We start from the raw sequence: 23,579 nt of genomic DNA, 5'->3' as shown, positions 1-23,579 counted from the left end.
ATCATCATAAGTTAATTTCATAATAAAAACACCCCAAAAGTTAGATTTTTTCTGTCTAACTTTTGGGGTGCAGTTCAAAATCAGCGTTTTTCTCATGTATTGATTCGTATTGAATGCTTACTTCACTTCAGTAAACACAACGTGTTTGCGAAGTTTTGGTGAGTATTTCTTCAATTGAAGACGGTCTGGAGTGTTACGTTTGTTTTTAGAAGTAAGGTACAAGCGTTCACCAGATTCTTTGTGTTCAAGTGTGATATTTACGCGCATGGTATCTCCCTTCTATTATTCAGCTGATGCAGCTTTAGCGATTTTACGTCCTTTGTAGTATCCTTTAAGTGATACACGGTGAGAACGTGAGTAATCTCCAGTAGTTTCGTCAAAGTTTACAGATGGAGCTGTTACTTTGTAGTGTGTACGACGTTTGTTTTTCTTCGCTTTTGAAGTGCGACGTGCAGGTACTGCCATTTTCTTTTCTCCTTTAGGTATTTAAATTCGATTCAATCTACTGATTTTCATCAACCATATTAGAATAACACATTTTTTTTGTAAAGTAAAGTTACTTGACAAAAAAAGATGAAAAAATTCTCCTGTCCGATCTAGCAGACAGGAGAAGGTGTTAAATATCAATCTCAAATGGTTCGTCAATGGTTTCTGATACGTATTTTCCGTCTTTCTTCCGTTGCTTGACACACTCTGTAAGGAGATATTCGATTTGCCCATTGACTGAACGAAAGTCGTCTTCTGCCCATGATGCGAGTGCAGCGTATAACTTTGTTGAGAGTCGAAGGGGAATCTGCTTTTTTTTAGCTTCAGCCATCTTTAGTAAAGACTTCCTGCGTTGACAATTGGTTGTGCATCATGATTGCCACAGAGAACGACTAGGAGATTTGAAACCATGGCAGCTTTTCGTTCTTCGTCAAGTTCTACCAATTCTCCTTCATTGAGACGTTCTAGTGCCATTTCAACCATTCCCACAGCGCCGTCTACAATCATCTTACGGGCATCAATAATGGCAGATGCTTGTTGGCGTTGAAGCATAACAGCTGCAATTTCTGGTGCATAAGCTAGATAAGTGATACGTGCTTCAAGGATTTCCAAGCCAGCATCTTCTACGCGACTTTGGATTTCTTCACGAATACGGTTAGCTACAATTTCACTAGAGCCACGGAGACTACCTTCATCTGCTTGTCCATCCCCTGTAGTATCTACATTAGGAGACACATCGTAAGGATAGATGCGGACAATATTACGAAGGGCGCTATCACACTGCAATGAGAGATATTCTTTATAGTTATCAACGTTGAAGACTGCTTTGGCTGTATCGACAACTCTCCAAGTTACCGCAATTCCAATTTCAACAGGGTTACCTAAGCAATCGTTAATCTTTTGACGGGAATTGCTCAAAGTCATAACTTTGAGGGAAATCTGTTTCTTGCCAATTTCAAGGTTTACATCATTGCCATTTGATGATTTCATTCCTGAAAAAGGAGATTTTGTGCTAACATCACCACTTTGACCAAGTCGAGTGTGGTTTGCAGGGTTGACTGCTATGCTAAAAGGATTGACAAAGTAAAAACCAGGTTCTTTGATGGTACCTGTATAATTACCAAAGAGGGTCAAAACCAGAGCTTCCTGAGGTTTGACAACTTTTAAACCAGCATGAGCTAGAACTGAAATTAAGATTAATAAAAGACCGATAATAATTCCAAAAACGTTTTCCGAACCAGCACCCATTATAAATATAAAGATACCAAGTACGAGTGTCAATTCAATGAGAATTAATGCGAATACACCATTTGGTTTTGAATTGATTAGTTTTTCAGTCATAAGAATGACCTCCTGCTTTATGATATCTAAATGATATCACTTTAATTTATAAAGTCAAGAAATAAATGTAACATTTTTAAAGAAAATATTGCTGTATAGAATTTTCTGAAAATTCAAGAATTTTCTTCTGTTCATTGCCTTTAAAATGTGCTATAATAGTAAAAACTGAAACGGGAGGGATAAGATGACTGAATTAGATAAACGTCACCGCAGTAGCATTTATGATAGCATGGTTAAATCACCAAACCGTGCTATGCTTCGAGCGACTGGTATGACAGATAAGGACTTTGAAACACCGATTGTGGGAGTGATTTCGACTTGGGCGGAAAATACACCATGTAACATTCACTTGCATGATTTCGGGAAATTAGCTAAAGAAGGTGTCAAATCTGCAGGTGCTTGGCCTGTACAGTTTGGAACCATTACCGTAGCGGACGGGATTGCCATGGGAACGCCTGGTATGCGTTTCTCTCTAACATCTCGTGATATCATTGCGGACTCTATCGAGGCGGCGATGGGTGGTCACAACGTCGATGCCTTCGTTGCTATCGGTGGCTGCGACAAGAACATGCCTGGTTCTATGATTGCTATTGCCAACATGGATATTCCAGCTATTTTCGCCTATGGTGGTACTATTGCACCGGGAAATCTTGATGGCAAAGATATTGACTTGGTTTCTGTTTTTGAGGGAATCGGAAAATGGAACCATGGTGACATGACAGCTGAGGACGTAAAACGTCTTGAATGTAATGCCTGCCCTGGCCCTGGTGGCTGTGGTGGTATGTATACAGCTAATACCATGGCGACTGCTATCGAAGTTCTCGGTATGAGTTTGCCAGGATCTTCATCTCACCCAGCTGAATCAGCCGACAAGAAAGAAGATATCGAAGCAGCAGGACGTGCTGTTGTTAAGATGCTGGAGCTTGGTCTCAAACCATCTGATATCTTGACTCGTGAAGCCTTTGAAGATGCCATCACTGTAACCATGGCTCTCGGTGGTTCTACAAATGCCACTCTTCACTTGCTTGCCATTGCCCATGCGGCTAATGTTGATTTGTCCCTTGAGGACTTCAATACGATCCAAGAACGTGTGCCTCACTTGGCCGACTTGAAACCATCTGGTCAGTATGTCTTCCAAGACCTTTACGAAGTCGGTGGTGTCCCTGCGGTTATGAAATATCTCTTGGCAAATGGTTTTCTTCATGGCGACCGTATCACATGTACTGGTAAGACAGTCGCTGAAAACTTGGCTGACTTTGCAGACCTTACACCAGGCCAAAAAGTCATTATGCCACTTGAAAATCCAAAACGTGCAGACGGTCCGCTTATCATCTTGAACGGGAACCTTGCCCCTGATGGTGCGGTTGCTAAAGTATCAGGTGTGAAAGTTCGTCGTCACGTTGGACCAGCTAAGGTCTTTGACTCAGAAGAAGATGCTATTCAGGCCGTTCTGACAGATGAAATCGTTGATGGCGATGTAGTCGTTGTCCGTTTTGTTGGACCTAAGGGTGGTCCTGGTATGCCTGAAATGCTGTCACTTTCATCTATGATCGTTGGTAAAGGTCAAGGAGACAAGGTTGCCCTCTTGACGGATGGACGCTTCTCTGGTGGTACTTATGGTCTGGTTGTCGGACATATCGCTCCTGAAGCTCAGGATGGTGGACCGATTGCTTACCTCCGTACAGGTGATATCGTTACGGTTGACCAAGATACCAAAGAAATTTCCATGGCCGTATCCGAAGAAGAACTTGAAAAACGCAAGGCAGAAACAACCTTGCCACCACTTTACAGCCGTGGTGTCCTCGGTAAATATGCCCATATCGTATCCTCTGCTTCACGCGGAGCCGTGACAGACTTCTGGAATATGGACAAGTCAGGTAAAAAATAAACAAGAAAAGCAAGCCATTTTCGGCTTGCTTCTTTTCATCTTCAAAAGTGATTTGCCTGCTTATACTCAATAAAAATCAAAGAGCAAACTAGAAAGCTAGGCGCAGGCAGTACTTGAGTACGACAAGCCGACGCTGACGTGGTTTGAATTTGATTTTTGAAGAGTATTAACGAGGTGGCAGTCCAAGGGCAATGCGGCCGTAGCGACTGATTCGTGTGATCTTCCAGGCAGGCGACCAGGTAACCTCAACCTTGACATCTTCGATACCCTCGATTTGTTTCAGACCTGCGACGATTTCGATAGGCAGGCTTTCGGCGCAATCGCAGGCAGTGTCGGTGAAGGTCATGACAATCTTGCAGAGACCTGTTTCATCTAGACTGATTTCATAAATCAGCCCTAGATTGTAAACATCCAATTCCACATCTGTATCAAAAACCTTCTCTAGTTTTTCGATAATTTGATCTTGTAAGGCCAAAGCTCGGTCATTGATTTTGATATCGTCTCTCATAACAGTCCCTCCACGTGACAAATATCCTCTATTTTCTCATAATTCTGACAATTTGGCAAGTTTTTGATGAATTTTCTGAAAAATATGATAGAATGAAGAAAATATGGAATCAAGGGGAAGTCTATGGAGCAGATTGGAAAAGTCTTTAGACAATTACGAGAGTCAAGAAATATCTCGCTGAGACAAGCAACTGGGGGACAATTTTCGCCGTCCATGTTGTCCCGATTTGAAACAGGTCAGAGTGAGCTTTCGGTGGAAAAGTTTCTATTTGCCCTAGAAAATATATCTGCTAGTGTAGAGGAAATCCTCTTTCTGACGAGAGGTTTTCAGTATGATACAGATTCTGAGTTGAGAAAAGAAATCATAGATGTCTTGGATCCAAAGAATATAGCTCCGCTTGAGGACTTGTATCGCAAGGAGTATCAAAAGCATGCCCATTCTCAAAACAAACAGAAACATATTCTAAATGCCATCATTATCAAGTCTTATATGAAGAGCATGGATGAAAGGGTAGAGTTAACAGCAGAGGAAGGGAAAGTCCTTCATGATTATTTGTTTTCTACCGAGATTTGGGGAATCTATGAACTCAATTTATTTTCAGTCAGTTCACCATTTCTATCTGTTTCTCTTTTTACTAGATATGTACGAGAAATGGTACGTAAATCTGATTTTCTAATGGAAATGTCTGGTAATCGAAATCTGTTTCACACTATACTATTGAATGGCTTTTTAGCCAGCATTGAGTGTGAAGAATTTACCAATGCCTCTTATTTTAAACGTGTCATCAAAGAGCATTTCTACAAGGAAAATGAGACCTATTTCCGAATTGTCTATTTGTGGGCTGAAGGTCTTCTTGATAGCAAGCAGGGTAGAGTCAAGGAAGGGCAGAAAAAGATGGAAGATGCTGTCCATATTTTTGAGATGCTTGGTTGTAACAAATCTGCTGAATACTACAGAAATACAACCGATTGTTGAATATCTGCAAACTAAGAAAATAATTTGAAAATTTAAGCGATAGAACTTTTGACTACTCTCAGGTCGTTACAAAAGTTCTATCGTTTCTTTGCTCATTTTATGTGTTGCATATATTCAAAAGTTTTCCCTTTCAATTTCTAAGTGCTATACTATAGTCATACTTCACATAGGGATTATAACAAGAAGGGAGATTACCTATGAAACTATTGTTTAGAAATCAAGCTTATCGACTCTTGACTTTGTCGCGCTTCTTCAATGCTTTTGGTGCTTCGATTTTTAACCTAGTATTTATCGTTTATGCATCGACCTTGCCACAAGCCTCTTTTGCTGTTGCTGTAGCAAATATTGTGATGATTCTTCCGACTCTCTTTACAGTTTTTGTAGGGATTCGGGCAGATTACACGAGGGACAAGGTCAAATGGATGGTCTATAGCGGTTTGTTTCAGGCAGTTTTATTTTTTCTAGCAGCTTTAGTTGTTCAGCAAGCTAGTCTCTTTGCCTTTTCTAGCCTGTGTTTAATCAATGTCATTAGTGATATAATCAGTGATTTTGCTGGTGGTTTGCGCATGCCTCTTATTAAGGAAAAGGTAGCTGAAAATGATTTGATGGAGGCTTATTCTTTTTCCCAGTTTATCACCTATATTTCAGCTATTGGTGGTCAAGCTTTCGGAGTCTGGCTCTTAGGGCTATCGGTTAACAATTTTTCCCTCGTTGCGGGAATCAATGCCTGTTTTTTCCTAGTATCAGCCGCTATTCTCTTTTTAGGAAAAAGCAAATTAAGCCTGTCAATTTCATCTGCTGATGGTGAAAACCTAAAAAATGAGAAGCTTTCTATCAAAGACCAGTTCCTAACAATTTACCGAAATTTACGTCTCGTTTTTCTTAAAGGTGGACAGAAAAACTTTGGTTTCATGATCTTTGCTGTCTTGCTTATTAATGCCTTGGGTGGGGCTTTAGGAAGCATCTATAACATCTTCTTTTTGAGCCATTCTCTCTTGAATTTTTCTTACACAGAGGCACTATTTATCAATCAAGCCTGTGTTTTAGTAGCAATCATCATCAGTAGCCTTACGGGCAATGATTATTTTGGTAAGCAGTCCTTGCCTAGATTGATGATGTGGGCGACCGTAGGACTCAGTCTAATTGGTCTGGCGAATGTATTCAATCAAGTCGTACTTGGTTTACTATTTCTCTTTTCAACTCTGTATGTGTCTGGTAAAGTTCAACCAAAGATTAGTGCCATGCTCATGAGAAATCTAGCTCCAGAGGTTCTAGCTCGTACCAGTAATTTTTTAGGTTTATTGTTTACCTTGTCTATACCTGTGGGAACAGCTTGTTTTTCACTTATAGCTGTATGGAATATACAGTTGACTTGGATGCTGTTTGTTGGTTTTTCCTTGCTAGCTATTCTTTTGACAGTTATTAATCTCAAAAATGATATCTAAATCCTAATTTTTTTTCTCACTGTTTTAATCCCTCTATTTATGGTAAAATAAGACTATTAAGTTTAAAGAGGATTCCCTATGAAATTACAAAAACCAAAAGGAACGCAGGATATTTTACCTGCTGAGTCTGCTAAGTGGCAGTACGTTGAGGGCTTTGCCCGTGAAATTTTCAAGCGCTATAACTATGCAGAAGTGCGTACGCCTATTTTTGAGCATTACGAGGTTATCAGTCGCTCTGTCGGAGATACAACCGATATCGTAACCAAGGAAATGTACGATTTCTATGATAAGGGTGACCGCCATATCACCCTCCGTCCAGAAGGAACTGCGCCCGTTGTCCGTTCCTATGTGGAAAACAAACTCTTCGCACCAGAAGTGCAAAAGCCAAGTAAGTTCTATTACATGGGCCCTATGTTCCGTTATGAGCGTCCACAGGCAGGTCGTTTACGCCAGTTCCACCAGATTGGTGTTGAGTGTTTTGGCTCAAGCAATCCAGCTACCGATGTGGAAACCATCGCTATGGCAGCCCATTTCTTGAAAGAAATCGGCATCCAAGGTGTCAAATTGCATCTTAATACTCTTGGAAATCCTGAGAGCCGTGCAGCCTACCGTCAAGCCTTGATCGCCTATTTGACACCGCTCAAGGAGACCTTGTCTAAGGATAGCCAACGTCGTTTGGAGGAAAATCCTCTCCGTATCTTGGACTCTAAGGAAAAAGAAGACAAGGTGGCAGTGGAGAATGCGCCGTCTATCTTGGATTTCCTTGATGAAGAAAGCCAAGCTCACTTTGATGCTGTGCGTCAGATGTTGGAAAATCTGGGTGTAGACTACATCATTGATACCAATATGGTGCGTGGTCTGGACTACTACAACCACACAATTTTCGAGTTCATCACTGAAATCGAGGGCAATGAATTGACAGTCTGTGCTGGTGGTCGCTATGATGGCTTAGTTGCCTACTTTGGTGGTCCTGAAACTGCTGGATTTGGATTTGGCCTTGGTGTAGAGCGTCTGCTTCTTATCCTTGAAAAGCAAGGTGTGGGCCTCCCTATCGAAAACGCTCTAGATGTTTATATCGCAGTCTTGGGTGAAGGAGCAAATGTCAAGGCCTTGGAATTGGTACAAGCCCTTCGCCAACAAGGATTCAAAGCAGAACGTGACTACCTCAACCGGAAGCTTAAAGCTCAGTTCAAGTCAGCCGATGTCTTTGCGGCTAAGACCCTCATCACCCTAGGCGAGAGTGAAGTCGAAAGCGGACAAGTGACAGTTAAGAACAACCAAACTCGAGAAGAAGTTCAAGTATCACTTGAGACCATTAGCCAAAACTTTTCAGAAATATTTGAAAAATTAGGCTTTTAATAGTAGAAAAACTGGTCAGGATCTTATTCCTGACCTTTTTCTTTTGCAAAATGACAAAAATCTTAAACTTTTTGACAAATATACTTGTCAAAAAGAAAAAGATGTGTTACAATGTAAGCAAGTTAAGAGTAAAGGAGAAGGGAATGCTTAAAAATCGTTTAAAAGAGCTTCGGGCTCGCGATGGTCTCAATCAGACCGAACTTGCCAAGCTAGCAGGAGTTTCCAGACAGACCATCAGTTTGTTAGAACGGGATGAGTACACCCCATCCATCGTTATTGCCCTGAAGATTGCTCAGATATTCCATGAGCCAGTCGAGTCAGTCTTTCGTATAGAGGAGGATGAGGAATGAATAAGTATAAAGTAATTTATTATATGAGTGTTTTTGCCTTTATTGTGAATGCTTTTGCTATGATTGGAACATTACTGGGTTGGTTCTATTTTGTTGAAAGTAAGTATTTGTTTTGGATTAATTTAGTCCTCTTGTCCATTTTCAATCGGTTGAAGAAAAAGGAGAAAAATGATGAACAAGTATAAAGTAATCTATTATGTAGTTGCCATAGCTCTATTAGTCAGCGTATTTCTACTGATTGGGATGGACCTAGGCTGGTTTAATCTGTATCAAAGCGACCAATTTGTTTGGACCTACTTTGCTCTCATCCCAGTAGTTGACTGGATTGAAAAGAAATCAAAAAATTTAGCAAGTGAAAAAGGAGAATGAATATGAAAGAGTTTTTAGCAGGTTTTCAAGTAGATACTGAGCACAAAGAACTTGCCGGTGTTTGTGCAGGTTTAGGAAATTATTTTAACATTCAAGCCAATATCGTTCGTTTGGTGACAGTTTTGTTGTTTCTCTCTTCTACAGAGATTGGTATTTTAACAGTTACAGCCTATGCTTATCTAGCAGGTTGGCTTGGCAATGAACCCTTGGGGGATGGAGCAAAAAAAGCTAGAAACCAAGCTATTCTCTTACTTGCTGTTTGTTTGATTTTGGTGTCACTTGGAACAGAAGGCTTGACAGCTATTTTTGAATCAGGTAAAGCCTTTGGTCAATGGTTGGTTGGATTAGTTTAGAAAGAGGATGAATATGAAAAAGAAACGTGGATTGTTATTTTTAATGGCTTTGATCTTGGGAGGCTTCTTGGGCATGTTTGCAGGGATGTTTAAGGCCTATACCGAAAACTATGGAACCATTTTAGATGTCAAAATCGTGATTCCATGGATATCATCTATTTGTTTACTGTTAGGTTTCATTAGTATGTTTTTGACTTTCGATTTCTTAAAGAAAAGCAGAAAATTTCACTCCTTGTATCAAGAGGAAATGGATGATGATCTGAATGAAACCTATTATGTACAAATGTATCGTAATCTCGAGTTTGGAACTATTGCTTTTAATAGTGCAGGCGTAGCGATTTTTTTGGCTCTTTTCATCTCAGGTAGTGAAGTAATTGTACTAAATATCAGCTATATAACCTTATCTCTTTCTTTTTTGGCATTAGTGATGATTTTCAGTGCTCAAAAATATCTCTATAAGACCATTGCGATCGTTCGTCAGTTTGATTTGGAATTCTTCTCTACACCAAAAGATGTCTTGGACTATATAAACTCCTACGATGAAGGGGAGCGCAAGGCTAATTTAGAACAGAGTTTTCGAATTTTATTCCAATTAAACCAGTATGTCCTGCCAACTCTCTATTTTCTAATCGTACTCTTTTCCTTACTGACAGGAGAGATTCAGTTACTAGCCTTCTTGCTTGTAGGAGCGATCCATATTTATATCAATGTGATGCAATTACCTATGGTAAAACGTTATTTCAAATAGGAGTCTTTTATGAAATTACTTAAAAATCTTGGCTGGTTTTTGCTAGCTGTTCTATCCTTTTTCTTTGGCTATGGTCTGGTTCAGAGTATGGCTTTATCAGCGCTTGACCTAGGGGCTTCAATCTTTGGAGTCTTGCCACTTTATGTCGCCCTGTCAGGGGCCTATGTTTATGGAGTTTACAGATGGTATCGGACAGAAAAGGTTAGCATCCAGACAACAGCTTTTAATCGTTATATTTGGTTGCCAACTCTGGTTTTGCTAGTGGCGATTACAGCCCAGTTCTTTTTGCCAGATGATCCGTCGGTCAATCAACAAATCGTATCACAATTGACAGTTGCTCAGCCTGTCTTTGGTTTCTTTATGGTAGTGGTCTTTGCTCCTCTGACGGAAGAACTCATCTTTAGAGGGATGCTGGCGCGTTATCTCTTTCCTAAGCAGAACAACAGCAAACAGACAGCTCTGTTTCTCCTCATATCGAGTGTGCTTTTTGCCTTGATTCATTTTCCAGGGACTTTGCAACAGTTTTTAGTTTATGCTAGTCTGGGATTGAGTTTGGGACTGGCTTATGTGAGCCGAAAAGGTCTTCTTTACAGCATTTCTCTCCACGCTTTGAATAATTTAATCGGCTTTTTGATGATACTCATGCTATAATAGAGTCAGGAGGTCACATGAAACGAGTAATTTTATTAGCAGTGATACAGGCAGTCGTTCTCTTCTTTATCATTGGGGCACTTGCCTATGCCTTTAAAGGCGATTTCTTTTACAACTATCTAGCAGTTGTCTTTGCGCCTATTGCAGGTGTCTTGCGTTTTGCGACAGCTTATGCGACGGAGATTGTTCTACCTAAAAAGGCAGCTGAGATTGCTGAAAAGCGTAAAAAAGGTTAAGAATCATAATCAGAGAATCCGATGACGTTTTCATCGGATTTTTTGTCTGTTCGTTTTGATTTCTAAAGACAATCAAACTTTTCTGCTGATTTTCATGAAGAGCCTGCGCTTTTATGGTAAAATAGTAACAGAATAAAAGAGGAGAGAAAACATGAAACGTAGTATGTATGCTGGTCGTGTTCGTGAGGAACATATCGGACAAGAGATTACTTTGAAAGGATGGGTTGGCCGTCGTCGTGACTTGGGTGGTTTAATCTTTATCGACCTTCGTGACCGTGAAGGAATCATGCAGTTGGTTATCAACCCTGAAAAAGTATCTGCAGAGGTCATGGCAACAGCTGAAAGTCTTCGCAGTGAGTTTGTCATCGAGGTGACTGGACAAGTCGCTGCGCGTGAGCAAGCTAATGATAAATTGCCGACTGGTGCAGTTGAGTTGAACGTGGCAGCTTTGACGGTGCTTAATACAGCTAAAACAACACCTTTTGAGATTAAAGATGGGATTGAGGCCAATGACGATACACGTTTGCGTTACCGTTACCTTGACCTTCGTCGTCCAGAAATGCTAGAAAACCTTAAGCTTCGTGCTAAGGTGACTCACTCTATCCGTAATTACTTGGATGAGTTGGAGTTTATCGATGTGGAGACGCCATTCCTTTCTAAATCAACGCCAGAAGGGGCGCGTGACTATTTGGTGCCATCTCGTGTCAATAAAGGGCATTTCTACGCTCTTCCTCAAAGTCCACAAATCACTAAGCAACTCTTGATGAATGCTGGATTTGACCGTTACTACCAAATCGTTAAATGTTTCCGTGATGAGGACTTGCGTGGTGACCGTCAGCCTGAGTTCACCCAGGTCGACTTGGAAACATCCTTCCTTACGGAGCAGGAGATCCAAGATATTACAGAAGGATTGATTGCGCGCGTGATGAAAGAAACAAAAGGCATCGACGTGACGCTTCCATTTCCTCGTATGAAATACGATGATGCGATGGCTCTTTACGGTTCTGACAAGCCTGATACCCGTTTTGACATGTTGCTTCAGGACTTGACAGAAGTTGTCAAGGGTGTTGATTTTAAAGTCTTCTCAGAAGCGCCTGCTGTTAAAGCCATTGTAGTCAAAGGAGCTGCAGACAACTACTCACGTAAAGACATTGACAAGATGACCGAAGTAGCTAAACAGTACGGTGCTAAAGGTCTTGCTTGGGTCAAGGTTGTGGATGGAGAATTAAACGGACCAGTTGCCAAGTTCTTGACTGGGATCCAAGCAGACTTGACTGCAGCACTTGGTCTTGAAGATAAGGATTTGGTTCTCTTTGTGGCGGATACGCTTGAAGTGGCGAATGCAACACTAGGTGCCCTTCGTGGACGTATTGCCAAAGAGCTTGGCTTGATTGATAACGATAAGTTCAACTTCCTTTGGGTGGTTGATTGGCCAATGTTTGAATGGTCTGAAGAAGAAGACCGCTACATGAGCGCCCACCATCCATTTACCCTTCCACAGGAAGAAACAGCTCACGAATTAGAAGGTGATTTGGCTAAGGTTCGTGCCATTGCTTACGATATCGTCTTGAACGGTTATGAGCTTGGTGGTGGTAGCCTTCGTATCAACCAAAAAGACCTTCAAGAACGCATGTTTAAGGCTCTTGGTTTCTCGGCTGAAGAAGCAAATGACCAGTTTGGTTTCCTTCTTGAAGCCATGGACTATGGTTTCCCACCACACGGTGGTTTGGCGATCGGACTTGACCGTTTTGTGATGCTCTTAGCAGGAGAAGAAAATATCCGTGAAGTCATTGCCTTTCCTAAGAACAACAAGGCAACCGACCCAATGACACAAGCTCCATCAACAGTCGCTCTCAAACAACTAGAGGAACTCAGCTTACAAGTAGAAGAAGATGAAACAAGCAAAACAAATTAAGCGGTGCCGCTATTATCTGCGCCGCTTTGCTTATCAGATAAAAATCTTACGAGTTTTACAAAGTATCTCTCGAGAAAAATATGATGAGAAAGTATCGGCCTCTCTGGTTTATGGCTTTTTGTCAGCGGTAGCAGTCAATTTCTTTTTTCAACCAGGGCACGTTTACTCCAGTGGTGCGACGGGTCTGGCACAGATTATCTCTGCTTTGAGTAATCACTGGTTTGGTTTTTATATTCCGATATCGCTAACCTTTTATGCTATCAATTTTCCATTGATGATTTTGGCTTGGTATCAGATTGGGCATAAGTTTACAATCTTTACCTTTATCACAGTATCCATGAGTTCCCTCTTTATCCAGCTTGTGCCAGTTGTGACCTTGACAGAGGATCCCATCATCAATGCCCTTTTTGGGGGAGTTGTCATGGGCTTGGGAATTGGTTTTGCGCTCCGTAACAATATTTCTAGCGGAGGTACAGATATCGTCAGTCTGACCATTCGAAAGAAAACGGGTAAGAATGTCGGTAGTATTTCTTTCCTGGTAAATGGGACCATCATGCTGATAGCAGGTTTGACCTTTGGTTGGAAATACGCCCTTTACTCCATGATTACCATCTTTGTCTCCAGTCGTGTGACAGACGCGGTCTTTACAAAGCAAAAGCGCATGCAGGCCATGATTGTGACCAATAATCCTGACAAGGTAATCGCAAAAATCCATAAAAAATTGCACCGCGGAGCAACCATGATCCACGATGCAGAAGGAACCTATAATCACGAGAGAAAAGCAGTCTTGATTACGGTTATCACACGAGCAGAGTTTAATGATTTTAAACACATCATGAAACAGGTTGATCCGACAGCCTTTGTCTCTGTATCCGAAAATGTCCACATCCTAGGACGATTCGTAGAAACAGACAATTAATAATACTCAAAAGACCAGCCGCAAGGCTGGTCTTTATTTTTCGATAATTTTGTGTCCAATTAACTGGCGGTAACAAATCTGTTTATTGTTTTTAGCATCGTTGATGATCTGGAGAATGGTTTCAAAGGAAACGCGCCCAAGTTCTAGGCTATTGATATCGACATAAGCTACGAGGTCAAGTCGAGGATTGACAGAGTCGAAACTCAAGACAGGAACAGTTAACTGATGCTTACTGATGTAGTCACAAACCCCTTCTGCAAGGAGACTATCGGTTGTGATGATAGCGTCAATCTGCGGATCGTGATTGAACAGAAGTTCACTGAACTGATAACCTTTTTCTTCTAGAAATTCGGTCGCAAAGTAGGTTAAGTTGGTATCAATCGGAAGTTGGTGTTGTTTGAGTGCAGACTCATAGCCAGTTAGACGATCTTGCGTTACGAAGAGTCGCTTTGTACCCCCGATAAAGGCAATTCGTTTGCATCCTTTTTTGATGAAATACTCTGTCGCATCAAAGCCAGCTTGTACATTGTCATTATCAACAAGAGGGATAAAGGGTGAAGTTGATTTTCCGAGAATGAGGAAAGGGAATTGTTCATCGGCTACTAGCTTGACCAGAGGGTCTTCTTCCTCGGCGTAGAGGAAAATCAAACCGTCAACACGTTTACCATAAACCATCTGAGAAATCGCATTGAGACGTTCTTTCTCATCTTTCCCCGTTGCAATCTGAATAGCGTAGTGGTTCTCAGACGCGACTTGGGCGATACCACGAAGGACAGATGGGAAGAAAGGATTTTGGTAAAAGGCATCCGAGTCGTCAGGGAGCACCAGACCGATAACCTGAGTATAGCTGCTAACTAGGCTACGAGCATTGAGATTGGGATGGTAGTTGAGTTCCTTCATAGCCTTGCGAACTCGTTTTTTGGTTTCATCACTAATCGTTGATTTGTTTTGAATAACGCGGGTTACAGTTGAAGGTGAGACACCTGCAGCCTTGGCCACATCTTTAATCGTAACGGGCATAAAAATCTCCTATTTATGATAATCTGGATCGCGGTAATGTGTTTTATAAAAGATGGTGACCAGATAAAGAACAAAAAGAATGTTTTGTACAGTGATAAGGGTTGTCATATTTTGGCCAAAAAGTCCCAAAACAAGCGTAATCAAAGTTGGTAATCCTAAACAGTTCAAGATAAAATGGTAGCACTCTTTAAAGCTCCTAAATGAAAAGAGGCGTGATTTTTTGGTGATATAAAGGAGGAGACTAGCTCCAAGAGAGACAATGAAGAAATTCAATCCAAAGAGGAAGCTTGCACCAAGAACGAGAAAGAGACTGATATAGACCCGATTTTGTTGGTACCAATCTTTAGAAATGGCTTGGGTTAGATCTTCCTTACTCTGGAAACTCTCCGTTTGAATCGCGTGGTAGCGAATGCGAGTTAGTTCCTTACTTTCCTTACTGATGACGAGTTCTTCCGTATCAAAATGAAGTTGCAAGTCCTTTGGCAATTCTTTGTTTTGGCTTGGGCCAATTAAAAGAGAAGGCTGCTGATTTTTAGTTCCAGCATAGCTCAGTTTTCCATCTATTATCTGCGCATTCTCCGACAAATCCATGATCGCTTCATCTGTCAGGGGTGTGTAGACATTATCGATAAAGGTATCCAGTGGATACGTTTCCTGTGAGCTGTTTTGAATGGCAATTGGAACCATAGACAAGCTGATGAGGAAAATGCTAGTAAAGAGGAGTTGAAACCAGTTGAGTCCAAAACGTTTTGACAGGGGCTTACGAAATCCCCAAATACTTGAAAAATATGAAAATGGATATGGAAGCATAGGCATCTTTCTAAAAGTGTTTTCTATATGAGTATTATTATATAGAGAAATGTGCTTTATTTCAAGTCTAGGAGACAAATTGCTTGCTTCAAGAATAGTTTTATAGTCACAAGCTCTAATACTCAATGAAAATCAAAGAGCAAACTAGGAAGCTAGCCGCAGGTTGCTCAAAGCACTGCTTTGAGGTTGTAGATAAGACTGACGAAGTCAGTTACATATATCTACGGCAAGGCGAAGCTGACGTGGTTTGAAGAGATTTTCGAAGAGTATAAAATGAAAAAGGGTGGCGGGGATAAATTATCCCTTGTCGCCACCACTTGTAAGTCCTGAAACAAAGTTCTTTTGTAGGAAGAAGAAGAGAATACAGATTGGAAGGGCGATGAGGATAGCACCTGCTGAGAAGTAGGCAATCTTCAAGTTTTTCACATTGCTGACAAAGGTCTGTAGACCAACGGCAACTGTAAAGTATTCTTTCTCACGAAGCAAGAAACTAGAGAGGATATAGTCTCCGAAAGGTCCCATGAAGGCCCAGAGCGCTTGTACTGCAACCATTGGGCGAACGAGTGGGAGAACAATTTGCCAGAAGCGACGGAAGTGTCCTGCACCATCTAGCTTTGCTGATTCATCAAGAGACATCGGTACTGTGTCGAAGTAGCCTTTCATCAACCAAGCGTTCATTGGGATACCACCACCGACATATAGGAAGATGAGGAACCAGCTATGGTTAAGGGCATTCAACATAAGGGCCATAACGAAGAAGGCTGTCAAAGCGGCCATAGTTGGCACCATTTGGATGATCAAGAAGAAGACCAAACTTTGTTTACGAGCCAAGAAGTTGTAACGGCTGTAGGCATAACCAGCAAGTACGATGATACTTGTTTGAACAGCCATGGTAATCAAGGCGATAATCAAAGTGTTGAGGTACCAAGTGCCGTACAAGGTTTCAGTGAAGAGGCCTTTAAAGTTATCAAAATTGAGGTCGATGTTAGTATCTAGTTTAAAGGCTGAGACGTTACCTGCTTTAAAGGCTGACATGATGGTAATCAAAAGTGGATAGATAATGACAATTGATAGACCAATCAGGTAAAGGTAAGTAAGGGTTTGAGTCAGTCTACGTTTGAGTTTAATTGAGTTATTCATCTTAGACGTCCTCCATATCAAATGCGTGTAGTTTCTTGAATGCGATCATAGAGATTGAGATGACAATGATAGAGATAATCAAGGTAACAGCTGCCGCCATTGAGTATTGAGGAGATGTACCTGTTGTCAAACGGTAGATCCATGAGATCAAGATATCGGTTGAACCAGCTCCACCACCGACACTACCAGGTCCTCCACCATTGAAGAGGTACATGATAGAGAAGTTGTTAAAGTTAAAGGTGTATTGACTGATCAAAGTAGGTGCCGCAACAGCCAAGATCATTGGGAAAGTGATGTTGCGGAATTTTTGCCAAGCATTAGCACCGTCAATATAAGCTGCTTCGTAAAGGTCGTTAGGAATCGACTGCAAGATACCCAAAGTCAAAACGTAGATGTATGGGAATCCGAGCCAACCTTGCATCATAATCAAGGCAATCTTAGTCCAAGTAGGGTCTGTTTTCCAAGGGATAAGAGCTCCATCAAGGAAAGGAAGGAATTTAGCCAAGATTGGCAATACTTGAGTGTTGATAGCTCCGACACTATCGTTAAACATGTTTGAGAATGTCAAGATAGTGATGAAGGCTGGGACAGCCCAAGGAAGAAGGAAAATAACACCAAAGATACGTTTTCCTTTGATAAACGGTTGGTTAGCAATGATAGCTGTGAAGATACCAATTACGATTTGTAAAGTAGAAGCTGCCAAAGCCCAGATGATAGTCCAAGAAAGAACAGACCCAAAGGCTGAACGGAAGGTACTCAAGCTCCAGATATTACTAAAGTTTGTCAAACCAACCCAGTCCAACAATTTGTTTGGTGGTAAGTGTTGGAAGTCATAGTTAGTAAAGGCGATCATCAAGGTTACGATAACTGGGAAGATAATCGCAAAAGTCATGGCAACATAAGATGGAATGATCAAGAGGTAAGGGAAGCCATTTTCATAGATTCCTTTGATCATTTCTTTGAGGGTACGTGGAACTGGAATTCCATTGTTAATGCGTTTTGCAATCGTATGTGCATCTTTAATATTTGAGAAATAAAAGAGTACATAAACGACTACAAAGATTAAATGGAAGGCACCACGAATCAGCATAAAGAGGGAATTGTCACGACCTGGCTTGTCACCAAGAGTGATGAGATTGCTCAATTCAGGGGCTGCAAGTGCTAGGAAGTAAAGGACAAATACGATGGTTACACCAAGGAAGATAAAACCTTTAGCTTTTTGTTTATTGTAAATCTGTCCTAACCCAGGAATGATAGACAGCAGGGCTGCTTTACTAGGTTGTTGCTTTTCCATAATAACTCCTTTCATAGGATACCGCTTTTTATAAGAAAGCTAAATTATTTGTGTTTCTATTGATAAATTCAAAGGGGGATTTGATTTCCACCCCCCTTGAACAAATTTCTTATTCACCAAATTTTTGTTTGATTGTTTCTTTAATCAATGTTACAGCATCGTTAGCAGCTGTTTTAGCATCTTTTTGACCACTTACAGCATCAAAGAGCATGTTTTTCGCTGGATCCCAAACTGCAGACATTTGAGAGATGTTTGGCAGTGGTTGAGTGCTCTTGAACTGTTTGATAACAGCTGTTGTCAACTCATCGTTTTTACCTTCAGCGTATGAACGAGCTTCAGTATTAGCTGGGATTTCATTAGTCTTATCGTATAAGGCTTTTTGTTGTTCAGTTGAAACAAGGAAGTCTACAAATTTTTGAGAAGCTTCAAGGTTCTTAACGGCTTGAGGGATGACCCAGGCTTTACCACCACCGAATGCAGCATATTCTTTTCCATTTGGAAGAGTTGGAATAGTTGCAACTCCGTAGTTTACTTTAGCATCTTTGAAAGCTTGAGCTTTCCAAGGTCCGTCGATGATAGCAGCTGTTTTACCTTCTTGGAAATGAGTTTGGATCAAGTTTCCAGCACCTTCTGTATCTTGCATACCTTTAGGCCATTTTTCATACCAAGATTTAGCGTAGTTGATACCTGCGATAGAACCGTCGTTGGCAAGACCGATGTCTTTAGGATCTTTACCATTTTGACCGAATACGTATCCGCCGTTACCAGCAAGAAGTCCGTATGCATAGTAGAAGTTTGTCCAGTCAGCTAGGAAGGCAGTAGTTTTGCCATCTTCTCCAGCGAAAGCGTATTTGCTGTCTTTAGCAAGTTCTTCTAATTCAGCAAAAGTTTTTGGAGCTTCTTTTAGCAAGTCTTTGTTGTAGTACATAACAAGTGACTCGATAACAGCAGGAGCACCGTAAACTTTACCATTAGCAGCAGTTACAAGAGATTTAGTTGTGTCGTCTGTTTTAGCACCATCGCTCAATTTCACTTCTGAAAGTTGTCCGTCAGAACCAAGACTACCTACACGGTCGTATGGAGCCATCATAATATCAGGGACATTACCAGATTGGTTGTCAAGTGAAAGTTTATCAAGACCTCCTAGAGCATCACCAGTTTTAAGAGTAATTTTTACGCCAGCTTCTTTTTCATAAGCTTTAGCAATTTCTTCAATATAGCTCTTATATCCTTCGTCTACATATACAGTGAGTTCTTTGGCTTCAGATGAACCAGAATCAGCAGGCTTATCAGCAGTTTTGCTTCCGCAAGCTACCAAAAGCAAGCTAGCAAGTGTAACAGTTCCAAGCACAGCAGCGCTCTTCGTGAATTTAGATGACATAGTGTATTCCTCCTAAAGAATAACAAGTTTTATTGACAAGAAAAACGCAAACGTTTTCTTTTACGAACTTAGTATAGCACAAATAGAAAACGGTTGCAAGCTTTTTTAGAAAAATTTTTAAAAAAATTTTAAGGTTTCAAACATTTGTTAAAGCCCATATATAGGAAAGAACTTAAAATGTTTGTTTTTTTTGAATTGAAAATATATTAGGAAAACGATTGCGTAAATTCGGCTCGGTTTTTCAGAAAATAGAGCAGATATTGAGAATGAATTATCTTAAATCAGAAAATCTTTAAAATTTTTTTCGCTTATTTCATAAAATATCAGTGGGAACAAGTTTTGTTTGATTAAAATAATTCAAAAAAAATTTTAAAAACGCTTGCATTTGTTTTTGAAATGCGTTATACTTAAATTAACGCAAACGTTTGCGCCTTAATTGCGCAACGTTTTATAACAAACACATGAGGTGCTATTATGAAAAAACGTCAAAGTGGTGTGTTGATGCACATCTCTTCTCTGCCAGGAGCATACGGGATTGGATCATTTGGGCAGACTGCCTATGATTTCGTTGATTTCTTGGTTCGTACGAAGCAACGTTACTGGCAAATCCTTCCTCTTGGGACAACAAGCTATGGAGATTCTCCATACCAATCATTCTCGGCCTTTGCTGGAAATACGCATTTTATCGACCTTGATATCTTAGTAGAGCAAGGCTTGCTCGAAGCTAGTGACCTTGAAGGTGTTGACTTTGGTAGCGATGCATCTGAAGTTGATTATGCGAAGATTTATTATGCACGTCGTCCGCTTTTAGAAAAAGCAGTTAAACGCTTCTTGGAAGTGGGAAATGTCAAAGATTTTGAGAAGTTTGCTAAAGACAACCAATCATGGCTTGAACTCTTCGCTGAGTATATAGCGATCAAAGAGCATTTTGACAATCTTGCTTGGACAGAATGGCCAGATGCAGACGCTCGTGCTCGTAAAGCTTCAGCGCTTGAAAGCTACCGTGAGAAATTGGCAGACAAGTTGGTTTACCACCGTGTGACTCAATACTTCTTCTTCCAACAATGGTTGAAATTGAAAGCTTACGCTAACGACAACCACATCGAAATCGTTGGGGACATGCCTATCTATGTAGCGGAAGATTCAAGCGACATGTGGGCAAATCCACACCTCTTCAAGACAGATGCCAATGGTAAAGCAACTTGCATCGCAGGATGCCCACCAGATGAGTTTTCTGCCACTGGTCAGCTTTGGGGGAACCCAATCTATGACTGGGAAGCAATGGACAAAGACGGTTACAAATGGTGGATTGAACGCTTGCGCGAAAGCTTCAAGATCTACGATATCGTTCGTATCGACCACTTCCGCGGTTTCGAATCTTACTGGGAAATTCCTGCTGGTTCCGATACAGCAGCACCTGGTAAATGGGTGAAAGGTCCAGGCTACAAACTCTTCGCAGCCGTTAAGGAAGAGCTTGGTGAGCTAAACATCATCGCAGAAGACCTTGGTTTCATGACAGATGAAGTCATCGAGTTGCGTGAAAGCACTGGCTTCCCAGGAATGAAGATTCTTCAGTTTGCCTTCAACCCAGAAGACGAAAGTATCGATAGCCCACACTTGGCGCCTGCCAACTCTGTTATGTACACAGGAACACACGATAATAATACGGTCCTTGGTTGGTACCGTAACGAGATCGATGATGCGACACGTGAGTACATGGCTCGCTACACTAACCGTAAAGAATACGAAACAGTGCCACACGCCATGCTTCGTACAGTCTTTTCATCAGTTAGCTTCATGGCTATTGCAACCATGCAAGACTTGCTAGAACTAGATGAGGCAGCTCGTATGAACTTCCCATCTACCCTTGGTGGAAACTGGTCTTGGCGTATGACTGAAGATCAATTGACACCAGCTGTCGAGGAAGGCTTGCTTGACTTGACAACAATCTATCGACGAATCAATGAAAATTTGGTAGAATTAAAGAAATAATACAATATCAGGAGACACCTTAAACATGTTATCACTACAAGAATTTGTACAAAATCGTTACAATAAAACCATTGCAGAATGTAGCAATGAAGAGCTTTACCTTGCTCTTCTCAACTACAGCAAGCTTGCAAGCAGTCAAAAACCAGTTAACACTGGTAAGAAAAAAGTTTACTATATCTCAGCTGAGTTCTTGATTGGTAAACTCTTGTCAAACAACTTGATCAACCTTGGTCTTTACGACGATGTTAAAAAAGAACTTGCAGCTGCAGGTAAAGACTTGATCGAAGTTGAAGAAGTTGAATTGGAACCATCTCTTGGTAATGGTGGTTTGGGACGTTTGGCTGCCTGCTTTATCGACTCAATTGCTACTCTTGGTTTGAACGGTGACGGTGTTGGTCTTAACTACCACTTTGGTCTTTTCCAACAAGTTCTTAAAAATAATCAACAAGAAACAATTCCAAATGCATGGTTGACAGAGCAAAACTGGTTGGTTCGCTCAAGCCGTAGCTACCAAGTACCATTTGCAGACTTTACTTTGACATCAACTCTTTATGATATTGATGTACCTGGTTATGAGACAGCAACTAAAAACCGCTTGCGTTTGTTTGACTTGGATTCAGTTGATTCTTCTATTATTAAAGACGGTATCAGCTTTGACAAGACAGATATCGCTCGCAACTTGACTCTCTTCCTTTACCCAGATGATAGTGACCGTCAAGGTGAATTGCTCCGTATCTTCCAACAATACTTCATGGTTTCAAACGGTGCGCAATTGATCATCGACGAAGCAATCGAAAAAGGAAGCAACTTGCATGACCTTGCTGACTACGCAGTTGTACAAATCAACGACACTCACCCATCAATGGTTATCCCTGAATTGATCCGTCTTTTGACTGCACGTGGTATCGAACTTGACGAAGCAATCTCAATCGTTCGTAGTATGACTGCCTACACTAACCACACCATCCTTGCTGAAGCCCTTGAAAAATGGCCTCTTGAATTCTTGGAAGAAGTGGTTCCTCACTTGGTACCAATCATCAAAGAATTGGACCGTCGTGTGAAAGCAGAATACAAAGACCCAGCTGTCCAAATCATCGACGAGAGCGGACGTGTACACATGGCTCACATGGATATCCACTACGGATACAGTGTTAACGGGGTAGCAGCACTCCACACTGAGATCTTGAAGAACTCAGAGTTGAAAGCTTTCTACGACATCTACCCAGAAAAATTCAACAACAAAACAAACGGTATCACATTCCGTCGTTGGCTCATGCATGCTAACCCACGCTTGTCTCACTACTTGGATGAAATTATTGGACGTGGTTGGCACCATGAAGCGGATGAACTTGAAAAACTCTTGTCTTACGAAGATAAAGCAGCCCTTAAAGCAAAACTTGAAGAAATCAAGGCTCACAACAAACGTAAATTGGCTCGACACTTGAAAGAACATCAAGGTGTTGAAATCAATACAAACTCTATCTTTGATATCCAAATCAAACGTCTTCACGAGTACAAACGCCAACAAATGAACGCTTTGTATGTGATCCACAAATACTTGGACATCAAGGCTGGTAACATCCCTGCTCGTCCAATCACAGTATTCTTTGGTGGTAAAGCAGCTCCTGCCTACACAATCGCTCAAGACATCATCCACTTGATCCTTTGCTTGTCAGAAGTCATTGCAAATGACCCAGCAGTAGCTCCACACTTGCAAGTCGTAATGGTTGAAAACTACAACGTTACTGCAGCAAGCTTCCTTATCCCAGCATGTGACATCTCAGAACAAATCTCACTTGCTTCTAAAGAAGCTTCAGGTACTGGTAACATGAAATTCATGTTGAACGGAGCCTTGACTCTTGGTACTATGGACGGAGCTAACGTGGAAATCGCTGAGTTGGTTGGCGACGACAACATCTATATCTTCGGTGAAGATTCTGAAACTGTTATCGACCTTTACGCAAAAGCAGCCTACAAATCAAGCGAATTCTATGCTCGTGAAGCTATCAAACCATTGGTTGACTTCATCGTCAGCGACGCTGTTCTTGCAGTAGGTAAGAAAGAACGCTTGGAACGTCTTTACAACGAATTGATTAACAAAGACTGGTTCATGACTCTCCTAGACTTGGAAGACTACATCAAGGTGAAAGAGCAAATGTTGGCTGACTACGAAAACCGTGACGCATGGTTGGATAAAGTCATCGTTAACATTGCCAAAGCAGGATTCTTCTCATCTGACCGTACAATCGCTCAGTATAATGAAGATATCTGGCACTTGAACTAAGAATTTTTGCAACAGATTATAAAAAGCGCATCTAAAAATGAACTGCACCCCAAAAGTTAGACAGAAAAAATCTAACTTTTGGGGTGTTTTTATTATGAAATTAACTTATGATGAT

General features: G+C 41.1%; 25 protein-coding genes. 15 read left to right on the top strand and 10 right to left on the bottom strand.

Going from position 1 to position 23,579, the window contains the following annotated elements:
* Nucleotides 1-117: 117 nt before the first annotated feature.
* The 4 genes from rpmG to ACIY19_RS09650 form a co-directional block, all read right to left on the bottom strand.
* Nucleotides 118-267 carry a 50S ribosomal protein L33 gene (gene rpmG / locus ACIY19_RS09665; protein ID WP_001265622.1) on the bottom strand — a complete coding sequence of 50 codons (150 nt, stop codon included), beginning with the start codon at nucleotides 265-267 and terminating at the stop codon, nucleotides 118-120.
* A gap of 15 nt (nucleotides 268-282) precedes the next feature.
* Nucleotides 283-465: a 50S ribosomal protein L32 gene (gene rpmF, locus ACIY19_RS09660; RefSeq protein WP_000290417.1), complete on the bottom strand. Its 183-nt coding sequence runs from the start codon at nucleotides 463-465 to the stop codon at nucleotides 283-285.
* Nucleotides 466-616: 151 nt separating this feature from the next.
* Entirely contained in the window at nucleotides 617-817 is a 201-nt protein-coding gene (locus tag ACIY19_RS09655) for a PTS ascorbate transporter subunit IIC (RefSeq protein ID WP_000796544.1), read from the bottom strand.
* A 2-nt stretch (nucleotides 818-819) separates the two neighbouring features.
* Nucleotides 820-1,827 carry an SPFH domain-containing protein gene (locus ACIY19_RS09650; RefSeq protein ID WP_000136839.1) on the bottom strand — a complete coding sequence of 336 codons (1,008 nt, stop codon included), beginning with the start codon at nucleotides 1,825-1,827 and terminating at the stop codon, nucleotides 820-822.
* A 184-nt stretch (nucleotides 1,828-2,011) separates the two neighbouring features.
* Here ACIY19_RS09650 and ilvD point away from each other — a divergent pair, with 184 nt between their 5' ends.
* Complete coding sequence (gene ilvD, locus ACIY19_RS09645; protein ID WP_000137343.1) at nucleotides 2,012-3,715, top strand: dihydroxy-acid dehydratase; 1,704 nt, start codon at nucleotides 2,012-2,014, stop codon at nucleotides 3,713-3,715.
* 166 nt (nucleotides 3,716-3,881) lie between these two features.
* Here ilvD and ACIY19_RS09640 read toward each other — a convergent pair whose 3' ends face one another.
* On the bottom strand, nucleotides 3,882-4,223 hold the full coding sequence (locus tag ACIY19_RS09640) for a metal-sulfur cluster assembly factor (protein ID WP_084859277.1): 342 nt from the start codon (nucleotides 4,221-4,223) through the stop codon (nucleotides 3,882-3,884).
* A 123-nt stretch (nucleotides 4,224-4,346) separates the two neighbouring features.
* On the opposite strand from ACIY19_RS09640, the gene rgg reads away from it, so the two are divergent.
* The 12 genes from rgg to ACIY19_RS09580 all read left to right on the top strand — a co-directional run bounded on the left by rgg (nucleotide 4,347) and on the right by ACIY19_RS09580 (nucleotide 13,543).
* Nucleotides 4,347-5,198 carry a quorum-sensing system transcriptional regulator Rgg gene (gene rgg, locus ACIY19_RS09635; protein WP_049479707.1) on the top strand — a complete coding sequence of 284 codons (852 nt, stop codon included), beginning with the start codon at nucleotides 4,347-4,349 and terminating at the stop codon, nucleotides 5,196-5,198.
* Between the two features lie 197 nt (nucleotides 5,199-5,395).
* Nucleotides 5,396-6,643 (top strand): transporter, encoded by a 1,248-nt coding sequence (locus ACIY19_RS09630; RefSeq protein WP_409003301.1) that lies wholly within the window; start codon nucleotides 5,396-5,398, stop codon nucleotides 6,641-6,643.
* Nucleotides 6,644-6,721: 78 nt separating this feature from the next.
* Nucleotides 6,722-8,002, top strand: coding sequence for a histidine--tRNA ligase (hisS, locus tag ACIY19_RS09625; protein WP_409003300.1), 1,281 nt, complete (start codon nucleotides 6,722-6,724; stop codon nucleotides 8,000-8,002).
* Nucleotides 8,003-8,145: 143 nt separating this feature from the next.
* Nucleotides 8,146-8,352, top strand: coding sequence for a helix-turn-helix transcriptional regulator (locus tag ACIY19_RS09620; protein WP_000916943.1), 207 nt, complete (start codon nucleotides 8,146-8,148; stop codon nucleotides 8,350-8,352).
* Entirely contained in the window at nucleotides 8,349-8,537 is a 189-nt protein-coding gene (locus ACIY19_RS09615; protein WP_001046120.1) for a hypothetical protein, read from the top strand. The genes ACIY19_RS09620 and ACIY19_RS09615 overlap by 4 nt, the downstream gene beginning before the upstream one ends.
* On the top strand, nucleotides 8,524-8,721 hold the full coding sequence (locus tag ACIY19_RS09610) for a hypothetical protein (RefSeq protein WP_409003299.1): 198 nt from the start codon (nucleotides 8,524-8,526) through the stop codon (nucleotides 8,719-8,721). The genes ACIY19_RS09615 and ACIY19_RS09610 overlap by 14 nt, the downstream gene beginning before the upstream one ends.
* A gap of 2 nt (nucleotides 8,722-8,723) precedes the next feature.
* A complete protein-coding gene (locus tag ACIY19_RS09605) occupies nucleotides 8,724-9,074 on the top strand; it encodes a PspC domain-containing protein (RefSeq protein WP_409003298.1) in 351 nt (116 codons plus the stop codon).
* A gap of 13 nt (nucleotides 9,075-9,087) precedes the next feature.
* A complete protein-coding gene (locus tag ACIY19_RS09600; RefSeq protein WP_000730199.1) occupies nucleotides 9,088-9,822 on the top strand; it encodes a DUF3169 family protein in 735 nt (244 codons plus the stop codon).
* 9 nt (nucleotides 9,823-9,831) lie between these two features.
* A complete protein-coding gene (locus tag ACIY19_RS09595; RefSeq protein ID WP_409003297.1) occupies nucleotides 9,832-10,473 on the top strand; it encodes a lysostaphin resistance A-like protein in 642 nt (213 codons plus the stop codon).
* Between the two features lie 17 nt (nucleotides 10,474-10,490).
* Nucleotides 10,491-10,709, top strand: coding sequence for a hypothetical protein (locus tag ACIY19_RS09590; RefSeq protein WP_000832178.1), 219 nt, complete (start codon nucleotides 10,491-10,493; stop codon nucleotides 10,707-10,709).
* A gap of 151 nt (nucleotides 10,710-10,860) precedes the next feature.
* Nucleotides 10,861-12,624, top strand: coding sequence for an aspartate--tRNA ligase (gene aspS / locus ACIY19_RS09585; RefSeq protein ID WP_409003296.1), 1,764 nt, complete (start codon nucleotides 10,861-10,863; stop codon nucleotides 12,622-12,624).
* Complete coding sequence (locus ACIY19_RS09580; RefSeq protein WP_000806269.1) at nucleotides 12,602-13,543, top strand: YitT family protein; 942 nt, start codon at nucleotides 12,602-12,604, stop codon at nucleotides 13,541-13,543. Before aspS ends, ACIY19_RS09580 begins: the two co-directional genes overlap by 23 nt.
* Before the next feature lie 33 nt (nucleotides 13,544-13,576).
* On the opposite strand, the gene ACIY19_RS09575 is transcribed toward ACIY19_RS09580, so the two are convergent.
* From ACIY19_RS09575 to ACIY19_RS09555, 5 genes are all read right to left on the bottom strand, one after another.
* Nucleotides 13,577-14,563, bottom strand: coding sequence for a LacI family DNA-binding transcriptional regulator (locus tag ACIY19_RS09575; protein WP_001145428.1), 987 nt, complete (start codon nucleotides 14,561-14,563; stop codon nucleotides 13,577-13,579).
* Nucleotides 14,564-14,572: 9 nt separating this feature from the next.
* Entirely contained in the window at nucleotides 14,573-15,373 is an 801-nt protein-coding gene (locus ACIY19_RS09570) for a DUF1189 domain-containing protein (protein WP_409003295.1), read from the bottom strand.
* A gap of 297 nt (nucleotides 15,374-15,670) precedes the next feature.
* Nucleotides 15,671-16,513 carry a sugar ABC transporter permease gene (locus ACIY19_RS09565; RefSeq protein ID WP_001065647.1) on the bottom strand — a complete coding sequence of 281 codons (843 nt, stop codon included), beginning with the start codon at nucleotides 16,511-16,513 and terminating at the stop codon, nucleotides 15,671-15,673.
* A 1-nt stretch (nucleotide 16,514) separates the two neighbouring features.
* Entirely contained in the window at nucleotides 16,515-17,807 is a 1,293-nt protein-coding gene (locus ACIY19_RS09560) for a carbohydrate ABC transporter permease (RefSeq protein WP_173214485.1), read from the bottom strand.
* Nucleotides 17,808-17,916: 109 nt separating this feature from the next.
* Nucleotides 17,917-19,188 (bottom strand): extracellular solute-binding protein, encoded by a 1,272-nt coding sequence (locus tag ACIY19_RS09555; RefSeq protein ID WP_409003294.1) that lies wholly within the window; start codon nucleotides 19,186-19,188, stop codon nucleotides 17,917-17,919.
* 474 nt (nucleotides 19,189-19,662) lie between these two features.
* Between ACIY19_RS09555 and malQ the strand changes: the two genes are divergently transcribed.
* Entirely contained in the window at nucleotides 19,663-21,180 is a 1,518-nt protein-coding gene (gene malQ, locus ACIY19_RS09550) for a 4-alpha-glucanotransferase (protein ID WP_409003293.1), read from the top strand.
* 25 nt (nucleotides 21,181-21,205) lie between these two features.
* A complete protein-coding gene (glgP, locus tag ACIY19_RS09545) occupies nucleotides 21,206-23,464 on the top strand; it encodes a glycogen/starch/alpha-glucan family phosphorylase (RefSeq protein WP_409003292.1) in 2,259 nt (752 codons plus the stop codon).
* Nucleotides 23,465-23,579: the final 115 nt, after the last annotated feature.

The organism is Streptococcus sp. ST14, assembly GCF_046098195.1.
GTDB lineage: Bacteria > Bacillota > Bacilli > Lactobacillales > Streptococcaceae > Streptococcus.
This window is presented reverse-complemented; position numbering and strand designations above follow the sequence as displayed.